The organism is gamma proteobacterium symbiont of Lampromicra miyakona, assembly GCF_059730895.1.
The window spans coordinates 1,536,770-1,556,715 of sequence record NZ_AP035932.1; the positions used below are offsets into that span (position 1 = coordinate 1,536,770).

General features: G+C 51.2%; 15 protein-coding genes. All 15 read left to right on the forward strand.

The features are described from left to right. Window positions 1–29 precede the first annotated feature (29 nt). Window positions 30–782: a glycosyltransferase family 2 protein gene (locus AC6I8P_RS07010; RefSeq protein WP_058769966.1), complete on the forward strand. Its 753-nt coding sequence runs from the start codon at window positions 30–32 to the stop codon at window positions 780–782. Between the two features lie 155 nt (window positions 783–937). Further along, on the forward strand, window positions 938–1,972 hold the full coding sequence (locus AC6I8P_RS07015; protein WP_021509330.1) for a glycosyltransferase: 1,035 nt from the start codon (window positions 938–940) through the stop codon (window positions 1,970–1,972). A gap of 69 nt (window positions 1,973–2,041) precedes the next feature. Continuing rightward, window positions 2,042–4,252 carry a phage tailspike protein gene (locus tag AC6I8P_RS07020; protein WP_104188463.1) on the forward strand — a complete coding sequence of 737 codons (2,211 nt, stop codon included), beginning with the start codon at window positions 2,042–2,044 and terminating at the stop codon, window positions 4,250–4,252. 239 nt (window positions 4,253–4,491) lie between these two features. Next, window positions 4,492–5,754 (forward strand): colanic acid biosynthesis pyruvyl transferase WcaK, encoded by a 1,263-nt coding sequence (wcaK, locus tag AC6I8P_RS07025; RefSeq protein WP_058757295.1) that lies wholly within the window; start codon window positions 4,492–4,494, stop codon window positions 5,752–5,754. Window positions 5,755–5,757: 3 nt separating this feature from the next. Beyond that, window positions 5,758–6,981, forward strand: a complete 1,224-nt coding sequence (locus tag AC6I8P_RS07030; protein ID WP_150058654.1) for a glycosyltransferase — start codon at window positions 5,758–5,760, stop codon at window positions 6,979–6,981. After that, the gene (locus AC6I8P_RS07035) at window positions 6,978–8,318 is read left to right on the forward strand and encodes an MOP flippase family protein (protein WP_021509334.1); all 1,341 of its coding nucleotides are present in this window, start codon (window positions 6,978–6,980) and stop codon (window positions 8,316–8,318) included. The genes AC6I8P_RS07030 and AC6I8P_RS07035 overlap by 4 nt, the downstream gene beginning before the upstream one ends. A gap of 442 nt (window positions 8,319–8,760) precedes the next feature. Then, the gene (gene galF, locus AC6I8P_RS07040) at window positions 8,761–9,657 is read left to right on the forward strand and encodes a UTP--glucose-1-phosphate uridylyltransferase GalF (RefSeq protein WP_021509335.1); all 897 of its coding nucleotides are present in this window, start codon (window positions 8,761–8,763) and stop codon (window positions 9,655–9,657) included. Window positions 9,658–9,702: 45 nt separating this feature from the next. Next, window positions 9,703–10,716, forward strand: coding sequence for a UDP-glucose 4-epimerase GalE (gene galE, locus AC6I8P_RS07045; protein WP_058757297.1), 1,014 nt, complete (start codon window positions 9,703–9,705; stop codon window positions 10,714–10,716). Window positions 10,717–11,235: 519 nt separating this feature from the next. Beyond that, on the forward strand, window positions 11,236–12,651 hold the full coding sequence (locus tag AC6I8P_RS07050; protein WP_477530545.1) for a mannose-1-phosphate guanylyltransferase/mannose-6-phosphate isomerase: 1,416 nt from the start codon (window positions 11,236–11,238) through the stop codon (window positions 12,649–12,651). Between the two features lie 14 nt (window positions 12,652–12,665). After that, window positions 12,666–14,042, forward strand: a complete 1,377-nt coding sequence (gene cpsG / locus AC6I8P_RS07055) for a phosphomannomutase CpsG (RefSeq protein WP_477530546.1) — start codon at window positions 12,666–12,668, stop codon at window positions 14,040–14,042. A gap of 28 nt (window positions 14,043–14,070) precedes the next feature. Then, a complete protein-coding gene (gmd, locus tag AC6I8P_RS07060) occupies window positions 14,071–15,111 on the forward strand; it encodes a GDP-mannose 4,6-dehydratase (protein WP_477530547.1) in 1,041 nt (346 codons plus the stop codon). A 1-nt stretch (window position 15,112) separates the two neighbouring features. Beyond that, window positions 15,113–16,015: a GDP-mannose 4,6-dehydratase gene (locus AC6I8P_RS07065; protein WP_498031083.1), complete on the forward strand. Its 903-nt coding sequence runs from the start codon at window positions 15,113–15,115 to the stop codon at window positions 16,013–16,015. Continuing rightward, a complete protein-coding gene (locus AC6I8P_RS07070; RefSeq protein ID WP_477530549.1) occupies window positions 15,991–17,157 on the forward strand; it encodes a glycosyltransferase family 4 protein in 1,167 nt (388 codons plus the stop codon). Before AC6I8P_RS07065 ends, AC6I8P_RS07070 begins: the two co-directional genes overlap by 25 nt. Then, entirely contained in the window at window positions 17,157–18,269 is a 1,113-nt protein-coding gene (locus AC6I8P_RS07075) for a glycosyltransferase family 4 protein (protein WP_498031159.1), read from the forward strand. Before AC6I8P_RS07070 ends, AC6I8P_RS07075 begins: the two co-directional genes overlap by 1 nt. Window positions 18,270–18,402: 133 nt before the next feature. Continuing rightward, window positions 18,403–19,812, forward strand: a complete 1,410-nt coding sequence (gene gnd / locus AC6I8P_RS07080; RefSeq protein ID WP_477530551.1) for an NADP-dependent phosphogluconate dehydrogenase — start codon at window positions 18,403–18,405, stop codon at window positions 19,810–19,812. The last annotated feature ends 134 nt before the right edge of the window (window positions 19,813–19,946 follow it).

Here is a 19,946-nt window from a genome sequence, read left to right on the forward strand (position 1 = left end):
TTTCGGTTCCTGACACTCCGGGTATACAAATGACAAATCATGTTGGCACCATCGGTATCGTGATGCCGATGTACAACGCGCGCAACACCGTGCTGCGTGCGGTTGAGTCGATCGTGAATCAGACCTACAGCGACTGGCATCTCTACCTGGTCAATGATAAATCCACCGATGATTCACTCGCTTTTGTGCGCGAGCACTGCCAGGACGCGCGCATCACTATCCTCAGCAACGAGGTCAACCTCGGCGCGGCGGAAACGCGCAACGTGGGTCTGCGCGCGGCCAAAGAGGAGATCATTGCGTTTCTCGACAGCGATGACGAATGGCACGCGGAGAAACTGGCCGAGCAGGCCGCGGCGCTGGCCGCCGGTGACGACTTTGTGATCACCCATTATCACTACAAAACCAAAACCGCCGATCACGACATCAACTACAACAAACCTTATCTGCAGCAGGAAAACTTCGTGAAGAAGCAGTATCGCGTCTGCTTCTCCTCGGTGTGTTTCCGTCGTCCGCCACAGGGCATCTTCTTCCAGCGTAAAGGCCATGAAGACTTCCTGTTCCTCTATGAGCTGTTCCTCCGCTACAAACAAGCCCGGGTGATCCAGAAGACGCTGGTCAACTACTACGAGCTGGGCGATTCGCTGTCGCGTAACAAAAATAAAGCGGCGAAATGGCACCTCGAATTATTAAGAATTATCTATAAAAACAATCCTTTAAAAATCTATTACTATTACGGCTGGTATATGGTGAATGGGGTTCTTTTCACCCTTAAACATCGCTAAGACCCTGTGTCCTTCGCGCTGCCGCTACGTTGGCTGCGCACGTCCCTCCCGGTCACTTACCTGAGTAAGCTCCCGGGAATGAACGCACTTGCCGCCTTGCGGCAACGCAAATGACTTGGGTCTGGATTTGAGCAATTTGAGGTGAAAAGTATCAGATGAAAAAGATTGTTTTGGTTATTAAGGATGCCTACTCCTACGCAGGCACGGAGAATATCTGCAACTTCATGTCGGAGTGCCTCGGTGAAGAGCATGCCGTCACCATTTACTCGCTGGAAGGGCACGGCAAAACCTTTTACCCGTTTGAGCGGGTGAAAGAGATTGTCAGCTTCGAAGGCCACAGCAACCCGATTAAAAGTGCCGTGGCGCGCATCCATCAGGAGGGCTTCGACAGCGTATTCCTGATCAGTATGGGGCGCCTGAGCGTGATGTTTGCCTTCTGGAACCTGATGGCAATGAAGAAAAAAACCTTCAAAGCCTACGCCTGCGAGCACATCGCTATTAACTCGTTCAGCAAGCCGATCAAACTGCTGAAGTGGCTGCTGCTGCGCTACTACGACCAGGTGATCGTGCTGACTGACAAAGACCATCAGGTCTTCACCCGCTGGCATATCCCCAGCCAGCAAATTCCTAATCCGGTGGTGTACAAATCCTGGCAGCGCGAGACGCGCAGCCGTCAGGCGCTGGCGGTAGGCCGCCTCGATAACCAAAAGGGCTTTGACCTGCTGCTGGATATCTGGGCCGACTTCAGCAAAAAACACCCGGAGTGGAAGCTGGTGATCGCCGGTGACGGCGAACTGCGCCAGCAACTGCACGATCAGGCCGCGGCGCTGGGCATCACCGGCAGCGTTAACTTTGTCGGCAAAGTCAGCAATATCAATGATTACTACCGCGACAGCGACATGGCGCTGATGACCTCACGTTATGAAGGGCTGCCGCTGGTACTGCTGGAAGCCAAATCCTGGTCGCTGCCGGTGGTGGCCTATGACTGTCCGACCGGACCGCAGGAAATCATCAATCACGGCGAAGATGGCTTCCTGGTGCCAATGAACGACAAAGCCACTTTCCTGGCGCGCATGGAGCAGTTGGCCAGCGACGATCGCCTGTTCTTTGCCATGAGCGAAAAAACCAAAGAGACGGCGCTGAAGTTTGACGGTAATCAGATCAAACAGAGCTGGCTGGCGCTGGTGTAACCACTTTTATCGTGCCTCGGGGATACCTTTTCGGCCGCCATGCGGCCCCATGACCACGGGATTGTTAGCATGAAAAGAAGAGAAGTCTTGCAAACTGCAGCCTCCTCCATTGTTGCCGCGCTGTCGGTGAGCGCGTTTTCCAGTTACGCCGCCAAAAGTGGTCAGCCGGCGCTGAAAGCGGTTGATGCCTCCAGCGTCCCGCCGGGCGATGTGCCGATTCTGACGCCGGAAAACGTCTATACCATGCCACCGCAGTTCTGGCAGAACTTTGAAGGCAAACTGTGGATTGGCGCAGCAGGCAAAGATGCCAGCCAGGCCGGCAACCAGATTCCGGTGTATCTGCGCGACGCCAGCGGTAAGGTGTCCCAGGTGAGCCAGCCCATTGCGCTCAATAAAGGCAACTTTGCCCAGTTTATTCACGATAATGCCGCGTTAATCGCCAATCCCGCGCACTCGATGGTGGTGGAAGATAACCAGGGCAATACGCTGTTTTCCATCAGCGACGTGTCGCGCCCGAACGCCAGCAACTTCAGCCAGCGCCTGGCGCAGCCGAACGGCTATCAGCTGATCGGCGAAATTCCGTCGGTGGAAGAGCTGCGTAAAACCCGACCGCTGTTTGCCGGGGCGAAAATCAAGCTGAAAAGCTGGCACGAAGGGCTGGAAGTGGGCGGCGGCGAGTTCGTCGGCGTGTATGGCGAAGGCGAAGATGATGGCGGCGTGATTTTCAGCGGCAACGGATTCTACTGGCGCCGCGTGGTGGAAGATTTCAACCGTCTGACGCTGTTTGACTTCGGCGCCATCGCCGACGGCAAAACCGATACGGCACCGGCGATCAAAGCCATGTATCAGTGGTCGCTCAAGGCTAACCAGCAGATCTGCGTACAGTTTCCGGCAGGCACCTTCTTCGTGACCGGCTGTGACTTTGGCGATCAACAGCAGCGCTTTTTCCGCATTTCCGGCGCGATGGTTAACTTCGGCTATTTCCCGGCGACCACGCTGGTTTCTGACGGTCGTTCCGAATTCCTGTTCCAGGTGAATGCGCGCTGGACCGAAATCTCCAACCTGATCTTCAACGGTCAGAACGACAAGCGGCCAAACAAACAGGGGCTGTTCCGCAACACCTGTCCGGGCGGTCAGTTCTTCCGCGGTGCCTGCCTGCGCTTCAACCGCGTCGGCGGCACCTCAATCAGCCTGCTGGATACGCTGGACTGCAAAATCGACCAGTGGTACGCCGACACCTGTACCGGTGACGTGATCAAAGCCAGCTGGTCCGGACAGAAGCAGGGTGCGTGGGACCACAGTACGGCGATTGAGCTGTCGAACTTCAACGCCCAGCGCTGTACCGGCGGCATGGTACTTAACCTGCCGCGCTGCAGCCAGTCGATCATTCATAACGGCTGGATTGAGCACAGCGAGCACCCCGGCGATATCTCGAACGGTCAGTGGATCATTGATGCGCTGAGCCTGGAAGATTGTAAAAACCCGCTGAACGCGCGCAATTCCCGCCTCAACATGCGCCAGACCAATCTGCAGTCTGGCAGCTGGATCGATAACTCGCTGGAAGGCGAGCGCTGGCTGAATATCTGGGAGATGGGCTCAACGCGGGTGGAGTCTTACGGCGTGGCCATCGACGGCAGCCTGAAATACAACTACATCACGTCGCGTTTCCGTCTGACCAACAACACCAATCAGGCCACCTGGTTCGAGCTGGGTAATTTTTACTCGCCAACCGTGGGTGACAGCTGGGAGATCGAGCTGTTTGGTCAGTCGCAGTTCAGCAACGGCAGCGACAAACAGCCGCTGCTCGACGTGATGGGCGGTAAACAGACCGGCGGTCGCGCGGTGATTCATCTGCAGCGCAAAACCAGCAAGGCGGAAGCCAGCTGGTCCGCGGAAGGCAGTTCGCCGGTGCTGGAGGTGCGCGTCGATGCGCGCAGCGATACCGATAGCAAAGTGTTCGTCAAACTGGCGGGCTGGACGCCGACGGCGGTGGTGCTGATTAAGAGCACCGCCAAAGACCGTTTCCTCACCGGCCGCTGTGCGCGCGTTGACGCCACCATGGCGCAGGGCAGTCCGACCAGCGGCAGCCAGCCGGCCCCGCAGCGGTTTAGCCTGCACAACGGTAAAGCCGGCATCGGCGGCAACGAGCAGGGCGATTTGCTGCTGGCGTCGCGCGCGCTCAAGGCCGAAGAGGTGGATACGCGCCAGCCGAAGGGGTTTGTTTCAGTGGTGATCAACGGCGAGCAGGTGGCGCTGCCGTATTTTGCGCTGAAGTCGTGAGGGTGAGCGGCGGTCGCCATGAATGGCGACCCTACGTCCGTGCACTTCTCATCATCGCGCACAGGACTTGTAGGGTGCGCATTTATGCGCACCGCTAAACAGGTAACGCATTTACGTCACAACAGGCAGTCGTTAATTTCGGGCCGCTGGCCCATTAGCAGTTTTTTCTTACAGAGTTCACTTAGCCAGTATGGAACTGGCGGCTTGTAAAAAATTACAAAAATTTATCTGGAGTTTTTATGAAGATTTTATTGGTGGGTAACCATACCTGTGGAAATCGTGGGGATGGCGCGATTTTACGTGGACTGATTGATTCATTGCAGGCCGCGCGTGGGGATCTGGATATCGATGTCATCAGCCGCTATCCAACCAGCTCCGGATATTTACTGCAGCAGCACATCCAGCAGGATTCGCTGTTTCTACACAACAGTAAGGCGCCAAAAGGGCTGGTCAGCAGCCTGAAGCGCAAAGTCGCCAACCGTCTGATGCCGGACATCATGATGGCGCACCTCGGCAAAGGCGGCGTGTATAAATCCTTCTCGGTGCCGCCGCATCTGGCGGAATTCACCCGCAGCCTGGCGAAATATGACGCCATCATTCAGGTCGGCGGCTCGTTCTTCGTCGATCTGTACGGCGTCACCCAGTTCGATCACGCGCTGTGCGCGCTGATGGCGAAGAAGCCGCTGCACATGATCGGTCACTCGGTGGGCCCGTTCGAAAACCCGCGCGTCAATGCGCTGGCAAACTTTGTTTTTGACCGCGTCGACAGCCTGGTGCTGCGCGAAGAGGTCAGCCTCGATCGCCTGAAGCAGGATGGCGTGACCACCAGCCGGGTGAAGAAGGGCGTGGACACCGCGTTCCTGGTGCAGGCGCGCGAGGTGGAAAATCCGAGCCACAACCTGCTGCACTGGCAGAACATCATTCAGTCGCGCAAAACCATCGCCATCACCGTGCGTGAGCTGGCACCGTTCGACAAACGTCTTGGCGTTACGCAGAAAGAGTATGAAGCCGCGTTTGGCCGGGTGATCAACGCCATGATCGCCGAAGGTTATCAGGTGGTGGCGTTCTCCACCTGTACCGGCATCGACAGCTATGCCAAAGATGACCGTATGGTGGCGCTGACGCTGCGCGACCACGTTGAGCAGCCGGAGCACTACCATGTGATCATGGACGAGTTCAACGACCTGGAACTCGGAATCCTGCTCAGCCACTGCCATCTCACCATCGGCACACGCCTGCACTCGGCAATCATCTCCATGAACTTCGGCACACCAGCCGTGGCCATCAACTACGAGCACAAATCGCTCGGCGTGATGAACCAGCTGGGTCTGCCGCAGATGGCCACCGACGTGCAGAGCCTGATGGACGGCTCGCTGATCGACAAAGTGCAGACGGTGCTGGCGGACTACGACAACGTGAAGCAAAAAGTGAACACCGCGGTGGCGCAGGAGCGTGAAATCGGCAACCGCATCACCGAAGAAATTCTCAACGTCCTGGGGTAAGTGATGAAGCTAACCTTTTTCACCATGCGTTTTCCGGTTGCCTCTGAGACGTTTGTCCTCAATCAGGTGACGCATTTCATCGATGCCGGCTATGACGTCGAGATCATCTCGGTGTTTCCGGGCGACATGATCAACCGTCATGCCGCGTTCGATGAGTACAATCTGGCGGCGAAAACCCACTATCTGCTGCCGGAAGAGAAGGTATCAAACCTCGACAAACTGACCCAGCGCATCGGTCTGATGCTGCCGAAAATCGCCAAACCGGCGCTGCTGAAGTCGCTCAACGTTGGCCGCTACGGTGCGCAGGCGAAAAAACTGCTGCTGCCAGCCATTGTCGCTAATGCCCGGCAGACCTTTACCGCCGATGTGTTCCTGGTGCACTTCGGCTATGCCGGTGCGCTGGCGAATAAACTGCGCGAGCTGGGGGTACTGAAGGGCAAGCAGGCGACGGTGTTCCACGGCGCGGACATCTCGCGTCGCCACATTCTCGAAGAGCACAAACTGGATTACATCAACCTGTTCAGACAGAGCGAACTGATGCTGCCGATCAGCCATCTGTGGGAGAACAAGCTGATTGAGATGGGCTGTCCGCGCGAGAAAGTTCACGTCACGCGTATGGGCATCGAGCCGGAGAAGTTTAACTTCCAGCCACGCGACGCGTTCCACAAACCGCTGCGCATTGTTTCGGTGGCGCGCCTGACCGAGAAAAAAGGGCTGGACGTGGCGGTCAAGGCCAGTGAAATCCTGCGCGATAACGGCGGTCAGTTCCAGTTCACCATCATTGGTAACGGCGAGCAGGACGGCATGATGCGTGAGCACATCGCACGTGCCGGCCTGGAAGACATGGTGACCATGCCGGGCTTCAAGCCGCAGGAGGAGATTCGTCAGGCGCTGAGCGAGGCCGATATCTTCCTGCTGCCGTCGAAAACCGCCGCCGATGGCGATATGGAAGGCATTCCGGTGGCGCTGATGGAAGCGATGGCGGTCGGCTTACCGGTGGTGTCCACCTACCACAGCGGCATCCCGGAGCTGATTCAGAATAACGTCAGCGGCTGGCTGGTATCGGAAAATGATGCCGGTGAGCTGGCGGACACCCTGCTGCGCCTGTCGCGCGGCGACGTTGACGTTGCACCGGTGGTGGCCGCAGCGCGCCATAAAGTGGAAACCGAGTTCAATCAGCACATCGCTTACGGTGAGCTGGCGAAAATTCTGGAGCGCATGGTGTGAGTGGATTAAAAAAACAGGCGGTGTGGCTGTTTGGCAGCACCTGCTTTGCCGCGCTGCTGCAGGTGCTGCAGCTGGCGGTGCTGGCGCGCAAGCTGGAAGCTCACGAGCTGGGTTTGCTGGCGATCATCAACGCTATTCTGGCGGTGGCTACCGTGCTGCAGGACATGGGCATGAGCAGCTACATCGTGCATCGTCAGGAGATTACACGTCGTGAGCAGAGCACCATTTACTGGGTTAACGTCTCGCTGAGCTTCTGTACCGGTCTGATCATGCTGGCCATCGCCTGGCCGGTGGCATGGTTCTACCATCTGCCGGAGCTGACAGCACTGATTATGCTCACCAGCCTCAACTTCCTCGTGCTCGGTCACCTGTCGCAGTATCAGGCGCACTATGTGAAAACCAAACGCATGGTGACGCTGGCGAAGATTGAGATGGGAACTAAGCTGTTTGCCTTCCTGTGTACGGTGGCGATGCTCTATTTCACCTCCCTGACGGTAGCGGCGGCGATTCTCGGGCTATTCATCAATGCCTTCACGCGCATTCTCTGCATGATCTACTTTGGCGAGAAGTCGTGGCGACCAACGTGGGAGTTCGACGGCAAAACCTTTGTCAGCGCGGTGCGTTACGGTATCTATCAGCTGGGTTCGCAAACCATCAACCAGCTGCGTACTCAGGCCGATGCGCTGATCGTCGGTAAAGTGATGGGTGCCGAGATGCTGGGGATTTACTCGCTGGCGAAAGAGCTGATTCTGCAGCCGCTGAAGCTGGTGTCGCCAGTGATTAACCGCCTGGCGCTGCCGCGCTTCGCCGAGAAGCAGCACGATCCCGAGCAGCTGAAAAAACTGTTCCTTAAGGGCACCTTCGTCATCATGCTGTTCAGCAGCGCGATGTACCTGGCGATTGGTATTCTCTCTCCGGTGATTGTGCGTGTGCTATATGGCGCTTCGCATGAGCAGGTGTATCACCTGATCCCGCTGATGCTGCTGTTCGGTATGCTGCGCCCGATGGGCGGACTAACCGGCGCGATTTCTCAGGCGAACGGACGCACCAACGTCGAGTTCTACTGGAATATCGTCGCCAGCCTGGTGGTGGTGGTGGTGCTGGCGACCACGTGGATCTGGCCGAACGTGATTTACGTGGCGCTGACGCTGTCGATTTCACAGGTACTGATCTCCGCCTTCGCGCATCCGTTCTTCATCAAACCGGTGATTGGCATCCGCTTTATGCCGTATGCGCGCCAGTGGGTGTCGGTGTCGGTGGTGTTTGTCGGCCTGATGCTGCTGGTGAATCATTTCAACCTGTTCGTGATGCCCGAGTGGTTTGAGGGCTGGCTGTAAGCGGTGATGACAGGGGCGGTCGTTGGCAACGGCGACCGCCCGGCATCATCAGATGTGATCGGTGACTGACGTGCAACCGCCGGTGCGCATCAATGCGCACCCTACAAAAACCTGCTGTGATCCTGTAGGGGCGCCATTCATGGCGACCTTCCAAAAATACGCTTCCATCTTCGCCCCAATGATGTTTCCGCAATGCCGGTCTGAACGCTCAACAATCACTGGCCTCACTAGTTATCGCCTTGCACTCTGCCTTCCACTGTTTTTCAGCCATTTAGCCGCTTTTTTTTCCCACCTCATCGCTGACTGGCAGATGGACTTTTTGACGATTTTTTATGTGTTGACAGAGAGTTAGTGCCGGTTTTTCAGATAAAGATTATACTTGCTCAACCGGCCGATCCTGCATAATCGACCCCACGTATTCACTTCATGAAATGGAATAAATATGACCAAGCTTAAAGCAGTAATCCCGGTTGCGGGTCTCGGTATGCATATGCTCCCTGCGACTAAAGCCATTCCGAAAGAGATGCTGCCTATCGTCGATAAACCAATGATTCAGTACATTGTCGACGAGTGCGTGGCGGCGGGCATCAAGGAGATTGTGCTGGTCACCCATGCTTCCAAAAATGCAGTGGAAAACCACTTCGATACCACCTACGAGCTGGAAGCGCTGCTTGAAGCGCGCGTGAAGCGCCAACTGCTGAGCGAAGTGCAGTCAATCTGCCCGCCGGGCGTGACTATCATGAACGTGCGTCAGGCGAACCCGCTGGGTCTTGGCCACTCAGTACTGTGTGCCCGTCCGATGATTGGCGACAACCCATTTGTGGTGGTACTGCCAGACGTGCTGCTGGATGACTCCACCGCTGACCATCTGCGTTACAACCTTGCCGCGATGGTGGCACGCTTCGAAGAGACCGGCCGCAGCCAGGTTCTGGCGAAACACATGCCGGGCGAAGACCTGTCTGAATATGGTGTGCTGACCACCGAGCAGCCGCTGGATAACCCGGGCGATATCAGCACCATCACTAACTTTGTGGAAAAACCCGAGCATCCGTCCGAGCTGAACTCAGACCTGACCGCCGTGGGCCGTTACGTGCTTTCTGCGGATATCTGGGGTGAACTGGAGCGCACAGAGCCCGGCGCCTGGGGCCGTATCCAGCTGACCGATGCCATCGCCTCTCTGAGCCAGAAAAAACCGGTTGATGCCCAGCTGCTGACCGGCACCAGCTTCGACTGCGGTCGTAAACTCGGCTACATGCAGGCCTTCGTCTCTTACGGTCTGCGCAACAACACCCAGGGCCGCGATTTCCGCGAAGCAATCCAAAAAATTCTGGCAAAATAATCTCTTTCCCCGCCGCGCAGGTTGCGCGGTTTTAAAGGAGTACACATGGCTATTTTGGTAACGGGCGGAGCAGGGTACATCGGCTCCCATACGGTGCTGGCGCTGTTAGAGCGCGGCGACGACGTTGTAGTCCTGGATAACCTTTGCAATGCCTCGCGCGAAGCAATTAATCGTGTTGAGAAGCTGGCCGGTAAGAAAGCGGTCTTCGTTGAAGGCGACATCCGCGACCGCGCCTGCCTGCGCGATCTGTTTGCCAGCAATGACATCTCAGCCGTCATCCACTTCGCCGCGCTGAAAGCGGTGGGCGAATCCACGCGCATGCCGCTGGAATATTACGAGAACAATGTCGCCGGGACCGTGGTGCTGCTGGAAGAGATGCGCGCCGCTGGCGTGTGGAACTTTATCTTCAGCTCATCCGCCACCGTGTATGGCGCTGACGCACCGGTTCCGTACGTCGAAACGACGCCGATTGGTGGCACCACCAGTCCGTACGGCACCTCCAAGCTGATGATTGAGTTCGTGATGCGCGACTTCGCCAAAGCCGAGCCGAACTTCAAAGCCATCGCGCTGCGCTACTTCAACCCGGTCGGCGCGCACGAATCCGGTGAGATTGGCGAAGACCCAACCGGTATTCCGAACAACCTGCTGCCGTACATTGCGCAGGTGGCGATTGGGCGTCTGGACAAGCTGGGCGTGTTTGGCGATGACTACGCGACGCCAGATGGCACCTGCCAGCGTGACTATATTCATGTCGTCGACCTGGCGGAAGGGCACCTGAAAGCGCTGGATCACCTGCCAAAAGTTGAAGGCTACAAAGCTTACAACCTCGGCGGCGGCAAAGGCTTCTCGGTGCTGGAGATGATCAAGGCGTTTGAGCAGGCGTCCGGTAAACAGATTCCGTTCGAGTTTAAACCGCGCCGCGACGGCGATCTGCCGGCGTTCTGGGCGGATGCCAGCCTGGCGAACAAAGAGCTCGACTGGCGCGTCACGCGCGGTATCGATGCGATGATGCGCGATACCTGGAACTGGCAGTCGAAGAACCCGAATGGCTTTAAGTGATTAAGCAGGTAATGAGTAAAAACCCGGCATATGCCGGGTTTTTTTATGGGCAAATAATTTACTTTGGTGTTTTTTTGTTCAGGCATTCATTTGCGGGATGCAGAAAAATCCTAATCAGCGTCAGGCCAATGCATCAACTTCACAACTCATCATATTGATTTAGTGAAACCCCGCTGCAGCCTTTCATTCTGCGAATCGGCGACTATATTCTTTCAGACTCAGTAGCTTGGCGATAAACGCACCGGTGAAAGAAAATTAAGATTCGTCGCGCTGGCATCGGACAATAACCATGTTAATTCGGCAGCACAAAATGTATTATTTGCGATGGTCTCAGACAAAGCGGTTGGTGCTGCAATATTGACCATAATTAGCCGAGACGGAAAGCACAGGATTGACTTGTTACACAGCATATTGGTTGCTGCAAGCCAAGGGCGGTAGCGTGGCTATTTTTTGTTTTGCTGAAAAATTGTCCCGCTGGAAATGATAGAGCAGTCTAAAAGACACATTTGAGGTTGTGGAATGTTACTTCCCGTAATCATGGCCGGAGGAACCGGCAGTCGTTTGTGGCCCCTTTCACGTGAATTGTATCCAAAACAGTTCATCAGCTTGCACGGACAGCACTCGATGCTGCAGGAGACTGTCAACCGCCTGACCGGTGTTGAAGCGCGAGCTCCACTGGTCATCTGCAACGAAGAGCACCGTTTCCTCGTCGCTGAACAGCTTCGTCAAATCAACAAACTTTCCCATAACATCATCCTTGAGCCGGTTGGTCGCAACACGGCGCCGGCGATTGCTCTGGCAGCGATTAACGCGATTGAGCAAGGCGATGATCCGGTGCTGTTAGTGTTAGCCGCCGACCATGTCATTGAGAACCGCGCGGCATTCCACCAGGCCATCACCACCGCAACGAAATATGCCAAGCAGGGACATCTGGTCACCTTCGGCATCGTGCCCACCGGACCTGAAACCGGTTACGGCTATATTCATCGCGGTGAGCAGCTGGCGGGGGATGAACATGCGCCGTTTAGCGTGCTGCGTTTTGTTGAAAAGCCGAATCTGCAAACGGCTCAGGATTATCTGGCTTCCGGTGAATATTACTGGAACAGCGGGATGTTTATGTTCCGCGCCAAACGTTATCTGCAGGAACTGGAAAAGTTCCGTCCTGATATTCTGGATGCCTGCCGCCGTGCGATGGCGAACGTGGCAGAAGGTAACGACTTCATCAGCATTGATAAAGACGATTTCATTGCCTGCCCGGATGAGTCCGTTGATTATGCCGTGATGGAGCAAACGGACGCAGCCGTCGTGGTGCCACTGGATGCGGGCTGGAGCGATGTCGGATCCTGGTCCGCGCTGTGGGAAGTGAATGAAAAAGATGCAGCCGGTAACTCGCTGAAAGGCGATACCTTCCTGCACAACACTAAAAATTGCTACATCAACAGCGAAGATCAGTTAGTGGCAGCTATCGGCGTGGAAAATCTGGTGATTGTTAACACCAAGGATGCCGTACTGGTGGCGCGCAAAGATCAGGTTCAGGACGTCAAACGCGTGGTGGAGTTCCTGAAGAGCGAATGCCGTACGGAATATCGCCGTCATCGCGAAACTTACTGGCCATGGGGACGCTGCGATCTGGTGGTTAATACCGGCCGTTTCAACGTGAACCGCATTACGGTAAAGCCGGGCGAATCATTTGAATTACAGATGCATTATCACCGAACTGAGCACTGGGTAATTTTATCCGGCACTGCCAAAGTGTCTATTCAGGATAAAACCTTATTGCTGACGGAAAACCAGTCGACCTTTATTCCGATTGGCCATCAGCACACGTTAGAAAATCCAGGCAAGATTCCGTTAGAGCTGCTGGAAATTCAGTCAGGCTCCTATCTGGGCGATGACGACTTAATTCTGATAAAAGAACAATTTGCAAGTAAGTAAGGACAGACGAGATCATGGCTGCATTGACCTGTTTTAAAGCTTATGACATTCGCGGTGAGCTTGGCGCGGAATTAAATGAAGAAATTGCATATCGTATTGGCCGCGCTTATGGCGAATTTTTAAAGCCGGAAACGATTGTCGTGGGCGGCGATGTTCGGCTGACCAGTGAAAGCCTGAAAATGGCCCTGGCCAATGGTTTAATGGATGCGGGTACCAATGTACTTGATATCGGCTTAAGCGGCACGGAAGAGATTTATTTCGCCACCTTCCATTTAGGCATTGATGGTGGCATTGAAGTGACGGCAAGCCATAATCCGATGAACTATAACGGCATGAAGCTGGTGCGCGAAGGTTCCCGTCCTATCAGTGGCGATACAGGCTTACGTGATGTTCAGCGTCTGGCTGAAGCTAACGATTTTGCGCCGGTAGATGCAGCTAAGCGTGGCAGCTATAAACAGATCTCGGTATTGGATGCCTATGTCGATCACCTGATGGGCTACATTGATCTGGCAAATTTCACCAAACCCATGACGCTGGTCATCAACTCGGGTAATGGCGCAGCCGGTCACGTTATCGATGAGATCGAAAAGCGCTTCCGGCAGGCGAATGCACCGGTCACCTTCGTTAAAGTTCATCATGAAGCGAATGGTCATTTCCCGAACGGTATTCCCAATCCCTTACTGCCAGAGTGCCGGAAAGATACCTCCGATGCGGTGAAAGCGAACAAAGCCGATATGGGCATCGCATTTGATGGCGACTTTGATCGCTGCTTCCTGTTTGACGAGAACGCAGAGTTCATCGAAGGTTATTACATTGTTGGCCTGCTGGCCGAAGCGTTCCTCAAGAAAGAGCCTGGCGCGAAGATCATTCACGATCCCCGTTTGACCTGGAACACCATCGACGTCGTCACTAAAGCGGGTGGCATACCTGTTATGTCTAAAACAGGTCATGCGTTTATTAAAGAGCGCATGCGTGAAGAAGATGCGGTGTACGGCGGTGAAATGAGTGCGCATCATTATTTTCGCGACTTTGCTTACTGTGACAGCGGTATGATCCCCTGGCTTTTAGTGGCAGAATTACTCGCAGTAAAGGGGCAGACATTATCTCAGCAGGTTTCAGAAAGAATGAAAGCCTTCCCTTGTAGTGGCGAAATAAACTTCAAAGTAGTGAATGCCACTGCCATTATTGCCTCACTTTCTGAAAAATATTCACCCTCGTGTGTCGCTAAAGATACTATTGATGGCCTTAGTCTGGATTGCTCAGACTGGCGATTTAATTTAAGAACGTCTAATACAGAGCCTTTATTGCGGTTGAATATTGAAACTAAAGGCAATATAGAAAAAGTTGATGTTTTACTCGCAGAGTTTACTTCTATTATTAACTCAAATTAATCACATGTAATAAATGGTAGATCAAAATATGTCAAATAAAGTTGCAATCGTTACCGGTATTACAGGCCAGGATGGTGCGTATCTGGCTGAATTATTGTTAGAGAAAGGTTATACCGTTTACGGCACCTATCGTCGCACCAGTTCCGTCAACTTCTGGCGTATTGAAGAGCTTGGAATTAAAAACAACGCTAGCCTGCATTTAGTTGAATATGACCTTACCGATCTTTCCGCCAGCATTCGTCTGCTTCAGCAAAGTGGCGCGACAGAGGTTTATAACCTTGCTGCACAAAGCTTCGTTGGTGTCTCCTTTGAGCAACCTGTAACTACAGCAGAGATCACCGGTATTGGTCCGGTTAATCTGTTGGAAGCTATTCGTATCGTCAACCCGAAAATTCGTTTTTATCAGGCTTCTACATCAGAAATGTTTGGTAAAGTGCAGGCAATTCCGCAAAAAGAAGATACACCATTTTATCCGCGCAGCCCGTATGGTGTTGCCAAGCTTTATGCACACTGGATGACGATTAATTATCGTGAAAGCTACGATATTTTTGCCTCAAGCGGAATTCTGTTCAACCACGAGTCTCCTTTGCGCGGTCAGGAATTTGTCACTCGTAAGATTACTGACTCAGTAGCTAAGATTAAACTCGATAAGCTCGACGTACTTGAACTGGGCAACCTTGACGCGAAACGCGACTGGGGCTTTGCTAAAGAGTATGTAGAAGGAATGTGGTTGATGCTTCAGGCAGATGAACCGGATACCTTTGTACTTGCTACCAACCGAACAGAAACTGTACGTGACTTCGTATCGATGGCATTTAAAGCTGCTGGTATTGAATTACGTTTCGAAGGTAAAGACGAACAGGAAGTGGCAATTGACGTGGCAACAAATAAAGTTGTTGTAAAAGTAAATCCGAAATTCTACCGTCCAGCCGAAGTTGAATTACTGATCGGTAATCCTCAGCGTGCTAAGGATATTCTTGGATGGGAACCTAAAACTACTCTTGAAGAGTTATGCACTATGATGGTTAAAGAAGACCTTCGCCGTAACGAACAAGGATTCTCTTTCTAATATGACTAATGGCAAAAAAGCATTGATCACCGGGATCAAGGGCTTTACCGGCCATTATATGGCAGCGGAACTTTCCGCTGCTGGATATGATGTTTATGGCCTGGGCTCAGCTTGCTCGGATAATATCGATAACTATTTTCAAGTAGATCTCACAGATAATATTCAAGTTAAAAACGCAGTAGATTGTATAAGTCCCGATGTTGTCGTTCATTTGGCAGCAATTGCTTTTGTTGGTCACTCAAATCCGAACGCATTCTATGATGTCAACCTTTCCGGCACGCGCAACTTGCTATCTGCATTAACAGAAACAAAGAAAAAGCCCGAAGCCGTATTAGTGGCAAGTAGCGCAAACGTTTATGGAAATAATATTTCTGGTAAGCTTGATGAATCAACGCTTACGAATCCTGCTAATGATTATGCCGTTAGCAAGCTTGCTATGGAATATATGGCGAACCTATTTAAAGATAGGTTGCCATTAATTATTACCCGTCCTTTTAACTACACGGGAGTGGGACAAGCTGGAAATTTTTTAATTCCTAAAATTGTCAAACATTTCCGCGAACGCAAAGACGTTATTGAACTTGGTAATATAGATGTATGGCGTGACTTCTCTGATGTACGAGATTTAGTTAAATGCTATGCTGAATTACTAAAGTGTAAAGCTTTTGGGGAAGTGGTCAATGTTGCTACTGGAGAGATGCACTCACTTAGAGATGTTATTAGCCTTTGTGAAGATATTACCGGTCACTCCATAACCATTGAGGTAAATCCTGGTTTTGTTAGACCAAATGAAATCAAAGAGTTGTGCGGTGATATTTCGTTGCTGAATAGTCTGATTGGCCATGAAATGCAAAAAGTACCACTTAGGGAAACTCTGAAATGGATGCTGGAAACAAAAAGCTAGAGGTTGTTTTCTCGACGGATTGCATAAAATACCCTTTAACGGGTATCGGGCGTTATGCTTTTGAACTGGCGAAACAACTTCAGCAACGGGAAGATAAACTTTCACTTACTTTTTTGCATGGAACAAGAGTAAGAGATTCATTGGCGGTTGCAAGTGAATCTTCGCAATCCGTTCAGTCGCTTAAGCGAGAGTTACAAAAAAGCAAAATAGTTAGTGAACTTTATCGCCTTGTTTTTCCTCATTTAAAGTCCCGGGCACTTAAAAAATTCAAAGAATACATTTACCATAGTCCTAATTATTATCTCCCTCCGCGTGTTAAAAATTGCGTTGCGACTTTTCACGATCTGTCAGTATTTCATTGGCCACAGTTCCATCCTGCTGGGAGAGTGCATCTCATGCAGAAAGAGCTGCGTAACACTGTAAAGCGTGCTTCGGTATTGATAACGGATTCGTATTATACAAAAAATGAGTTGATGGAATTTTTTTCTTTGGATGAAAAGAAAATATCAGTTGCACCATTGGCGTGTAATCACCAATTTCATTCGCGCACTCAAGAAGATGTTCACGCAGTATTGGATAAGTATCAGTTAAAATGGCGTCGCTTCTTTCTTTATACTGGTACAATCGAACCCAGAAAAAATATTTTAACGCTTCTACGTGCATATGATCGCTTGTCATTACAAGAGAAGAAAAATTTCCCGCTCGTAATTAGCGGATATAAAGGCTGGGAAAATGAAGAGCTCTTTCGTCTTTTTGATAAAGGTGAGCGGGAAGGCTGGTTGAAATATTTAGGCTTTGTACCAGGTAACGATTTACCCATGCTCTTTAGTGCTGCTAACAGTTTCCTCTTCCCTTCGATTTATGAAGGGTTTGGATTACCAGTTTTGGAGGCTATGTCATCTGGCACTCCCGTTATTTGTTCAAATGCAACGTCATTACCTGAAGTTGTTGGAGATGCCGCGCTAATGCATGAACCGGAAGACATAGAATTGCTCACGGATTATCTAAAAATGATGATTAATGATGAGGAGTTGAAACAGAAAATGATCCAGGTTGGTCTTAGCCAAGCCCAAAATTATTCGTGGTCATTCTGTGCCGATAAAACGATAGAAGCGTATGATCAGGTTTTTAAATTAATATGATGAAAGTCCTTCACTGCTATAAAACATATTACCCGGATACTTTTGGTGGGATTGAGCAAGTTATTTATCAGCTCGCTGAAGGCGGTGTGAAAGAAAATATCCAATCAACGGTTTTTACGCATAGCCCTGATTTTGATGATGCTATTTCAATGTTGGATCATCATACCATTCATCGTGTTAAAACATTATTAGAGTATGCTTCTACGCCAATTTCATTTGCTGCTATTACTGAGTTTAAAAAGCTAGCAACACATGCAGATATTATTCATTATCATTTTCCCTATCCCTTTATGGATGTCCTGCATTTCACAAATTTTACAAAAAAGCCATCGATCGTAAGCTATCATTCCGATATTGTTAAACAAAAGGCCCTGCTAAAACTTTATACACCATTGATGAATAGGTTCCTTTCCAGTGTAGATTGCATTGTTGCTGCATCACCAAATTATGTCGAAAGTAGCCCGATTCTGCAAAAATTCAAAGATAAAGTTAAGGTTATTCCCTACGGTCTGAATGAAAGTTTTTATCAAAACAATGATCCCCAGGTATTAGAAAAGTGGTCCCAGCGATTCCCTAACGGCTTTTTTCTTTTCATTGGGACCTTTCGTTACTATAAAGGGCTTCACATACTCATCGATGCTGTCGCTGATAGTGATTATCCTGTTGTCATTGTTGGTGCGGGACCCATTGAATCTGAACTGAAAGCGCAAGCCCAGTCGTTGGGTATCGACAATATTCATTTCCTTGGTGCATTACAGGATGACGATAAATCTGCGTTATTACAGCTTTGTACTTGCTTAGTTTTTCCTTCACATCTTCGTTCAGAAGCTTTTGGTATTTCCTTGCTTGAAGGGGCTTTGTACTCAAAACCACTGATTTCAAGCGAAATTGGAACCGGTACTACTTTCATCAACATTGACGGTCTTACCGGTCTGGTTGTCCCGCCTTCAGACCCCAGGGCTTTACGCAAAGCTATGGATGAGATCTGGTTCAACCCAGAGAAAGCTCGTACCTTTGGCCAGGCTGCTCAACAACGATTCGAAAAACTTTTTACAGCAGACAAGATGATTGAAAGTTATGCAGGTTTATATATGTCTCTGTTAAATAAGTAAATTTCATCACTCGCTGCATTTCTTAAAAAGCATCAATAATTACCTCTTATCACCTCTCATGAGTTAACATATTGGTCACTTACTGAATGGTGTTACTGGTAACACCTAGCGAGACCACAGACAGGAGTATGTAATGTCCAAGCAACAGATCGGCGTTGTAGGTATGGCAGTGATGGGGCGTAACCTTGCTCTTAACATCGAAAGCCGCGGTTACACAGTCTCAATCTTTAACCGTTCACGTGAAAAGACTGATGAAGTTATCGCTGAAAATCAGGGCAAAAAACTTGCTCCTTATTACTCCGTGGAAGAGTTTGTTGAGTCGTTAGAAAAACCCCGCCGCATCCTTCTGATGGTACAGGCAGGTGAAGCGACAGACAAAACCATCGCTTCACTGACGCCACACCTCGATAAGGGCGACATTCTGATTGATGGTGGTAACACCTTCTATAAAGACACTATCCGTCGTAATAAAGAACTGTCTGATCAGGGCTTCAACTTCATCGGTACCGGTGTCTCCGGCGGCGAAGAGGGCGCTCTGAAAGGCCCATCGATCATGCCTGGCGGTCAGAAAGAAGCGTATGAACTGGTAGCGCCAATTCTGGATAAAATTGCTGCGCGTGCAGAAGACGGTGAAGCCTGCGTTACTTACATCGGTCCGGACGGTGCTGGTCACTATGTGAAGATGGTGCACAACGGTATCGAGTATGGTGATATGCAGCTGATTGCAGAAGCATATGCTTTACTGAAAGGTGCACTCGGTCTGAACAATGAAGAGCTGGCTAAAACCTTCACTGACTGGAACAACGGTGAGCTGAGCAGCTACCTGATCGACATCACTAAAGATATCTTCACCAAGAAAGATGAAGACGGTAAATACCTGGTTGATGTGATTCTGGATGAGGCAGCCAACAAAGGTACCGGTAAATGGACCAGCCAGAGCTCCCTGGATCTTGGCGAGCCACTTTCTCTGATCACTGAGTCTGTATTCGCACGTTACCTCTCTTCACTCAAGTCACAGCGTGTTGCAGCTTCTAAAGTGCTGAGCGGCCCTCAGGCGCAAGCCTTCACCGGTGATAAAGCTGAGTTCATTGAGAAAGTGCGCCGTGCACTGTATCTGGGTAAGATTGTTTCTTATGCTCAGGGCTTCTCTCAGCTGCGTGCGGCTTCAGAAGAGAACAACTGGGATCTGCATTACGGTGAAATCGCGAAGATCTTCCGTGCGGGTTGCATCATCCGTGCACAGTTCCTGCAGAAAATTACTGATGCTTATGCGACCGATGCTAACATCGCAAACCTGCTGCTGGATCCCTACTTCAAAAACATCGCTGATGAATATCAGCAGGCGCTGCGTGATGTTGTCTCTTATGCCATCCAGAACGGTATTCCAACGCCAACCTTCTCAGCGGCAATTGCATACTACGATAGCTATCGCTCAGAAGTACTGCCTGCCAACCTGATTCAGGCGCAGCGCGACTACTTTGGTGCGCACACTTATAAGCGTATTGATAAAGACGGTGTGTTCCATACTGAATGGTTAAGCTAATCTAAAAAGTCATATCATTAATTCTTAATTAATAAAGCACATCAACTGATGTGCTTTATTTTATTCCAATGAAACATATAAAAATACGTAATTGCTGGTGTTCAGAAAAGCCTAAAAAATTTTGGAAAAGACTG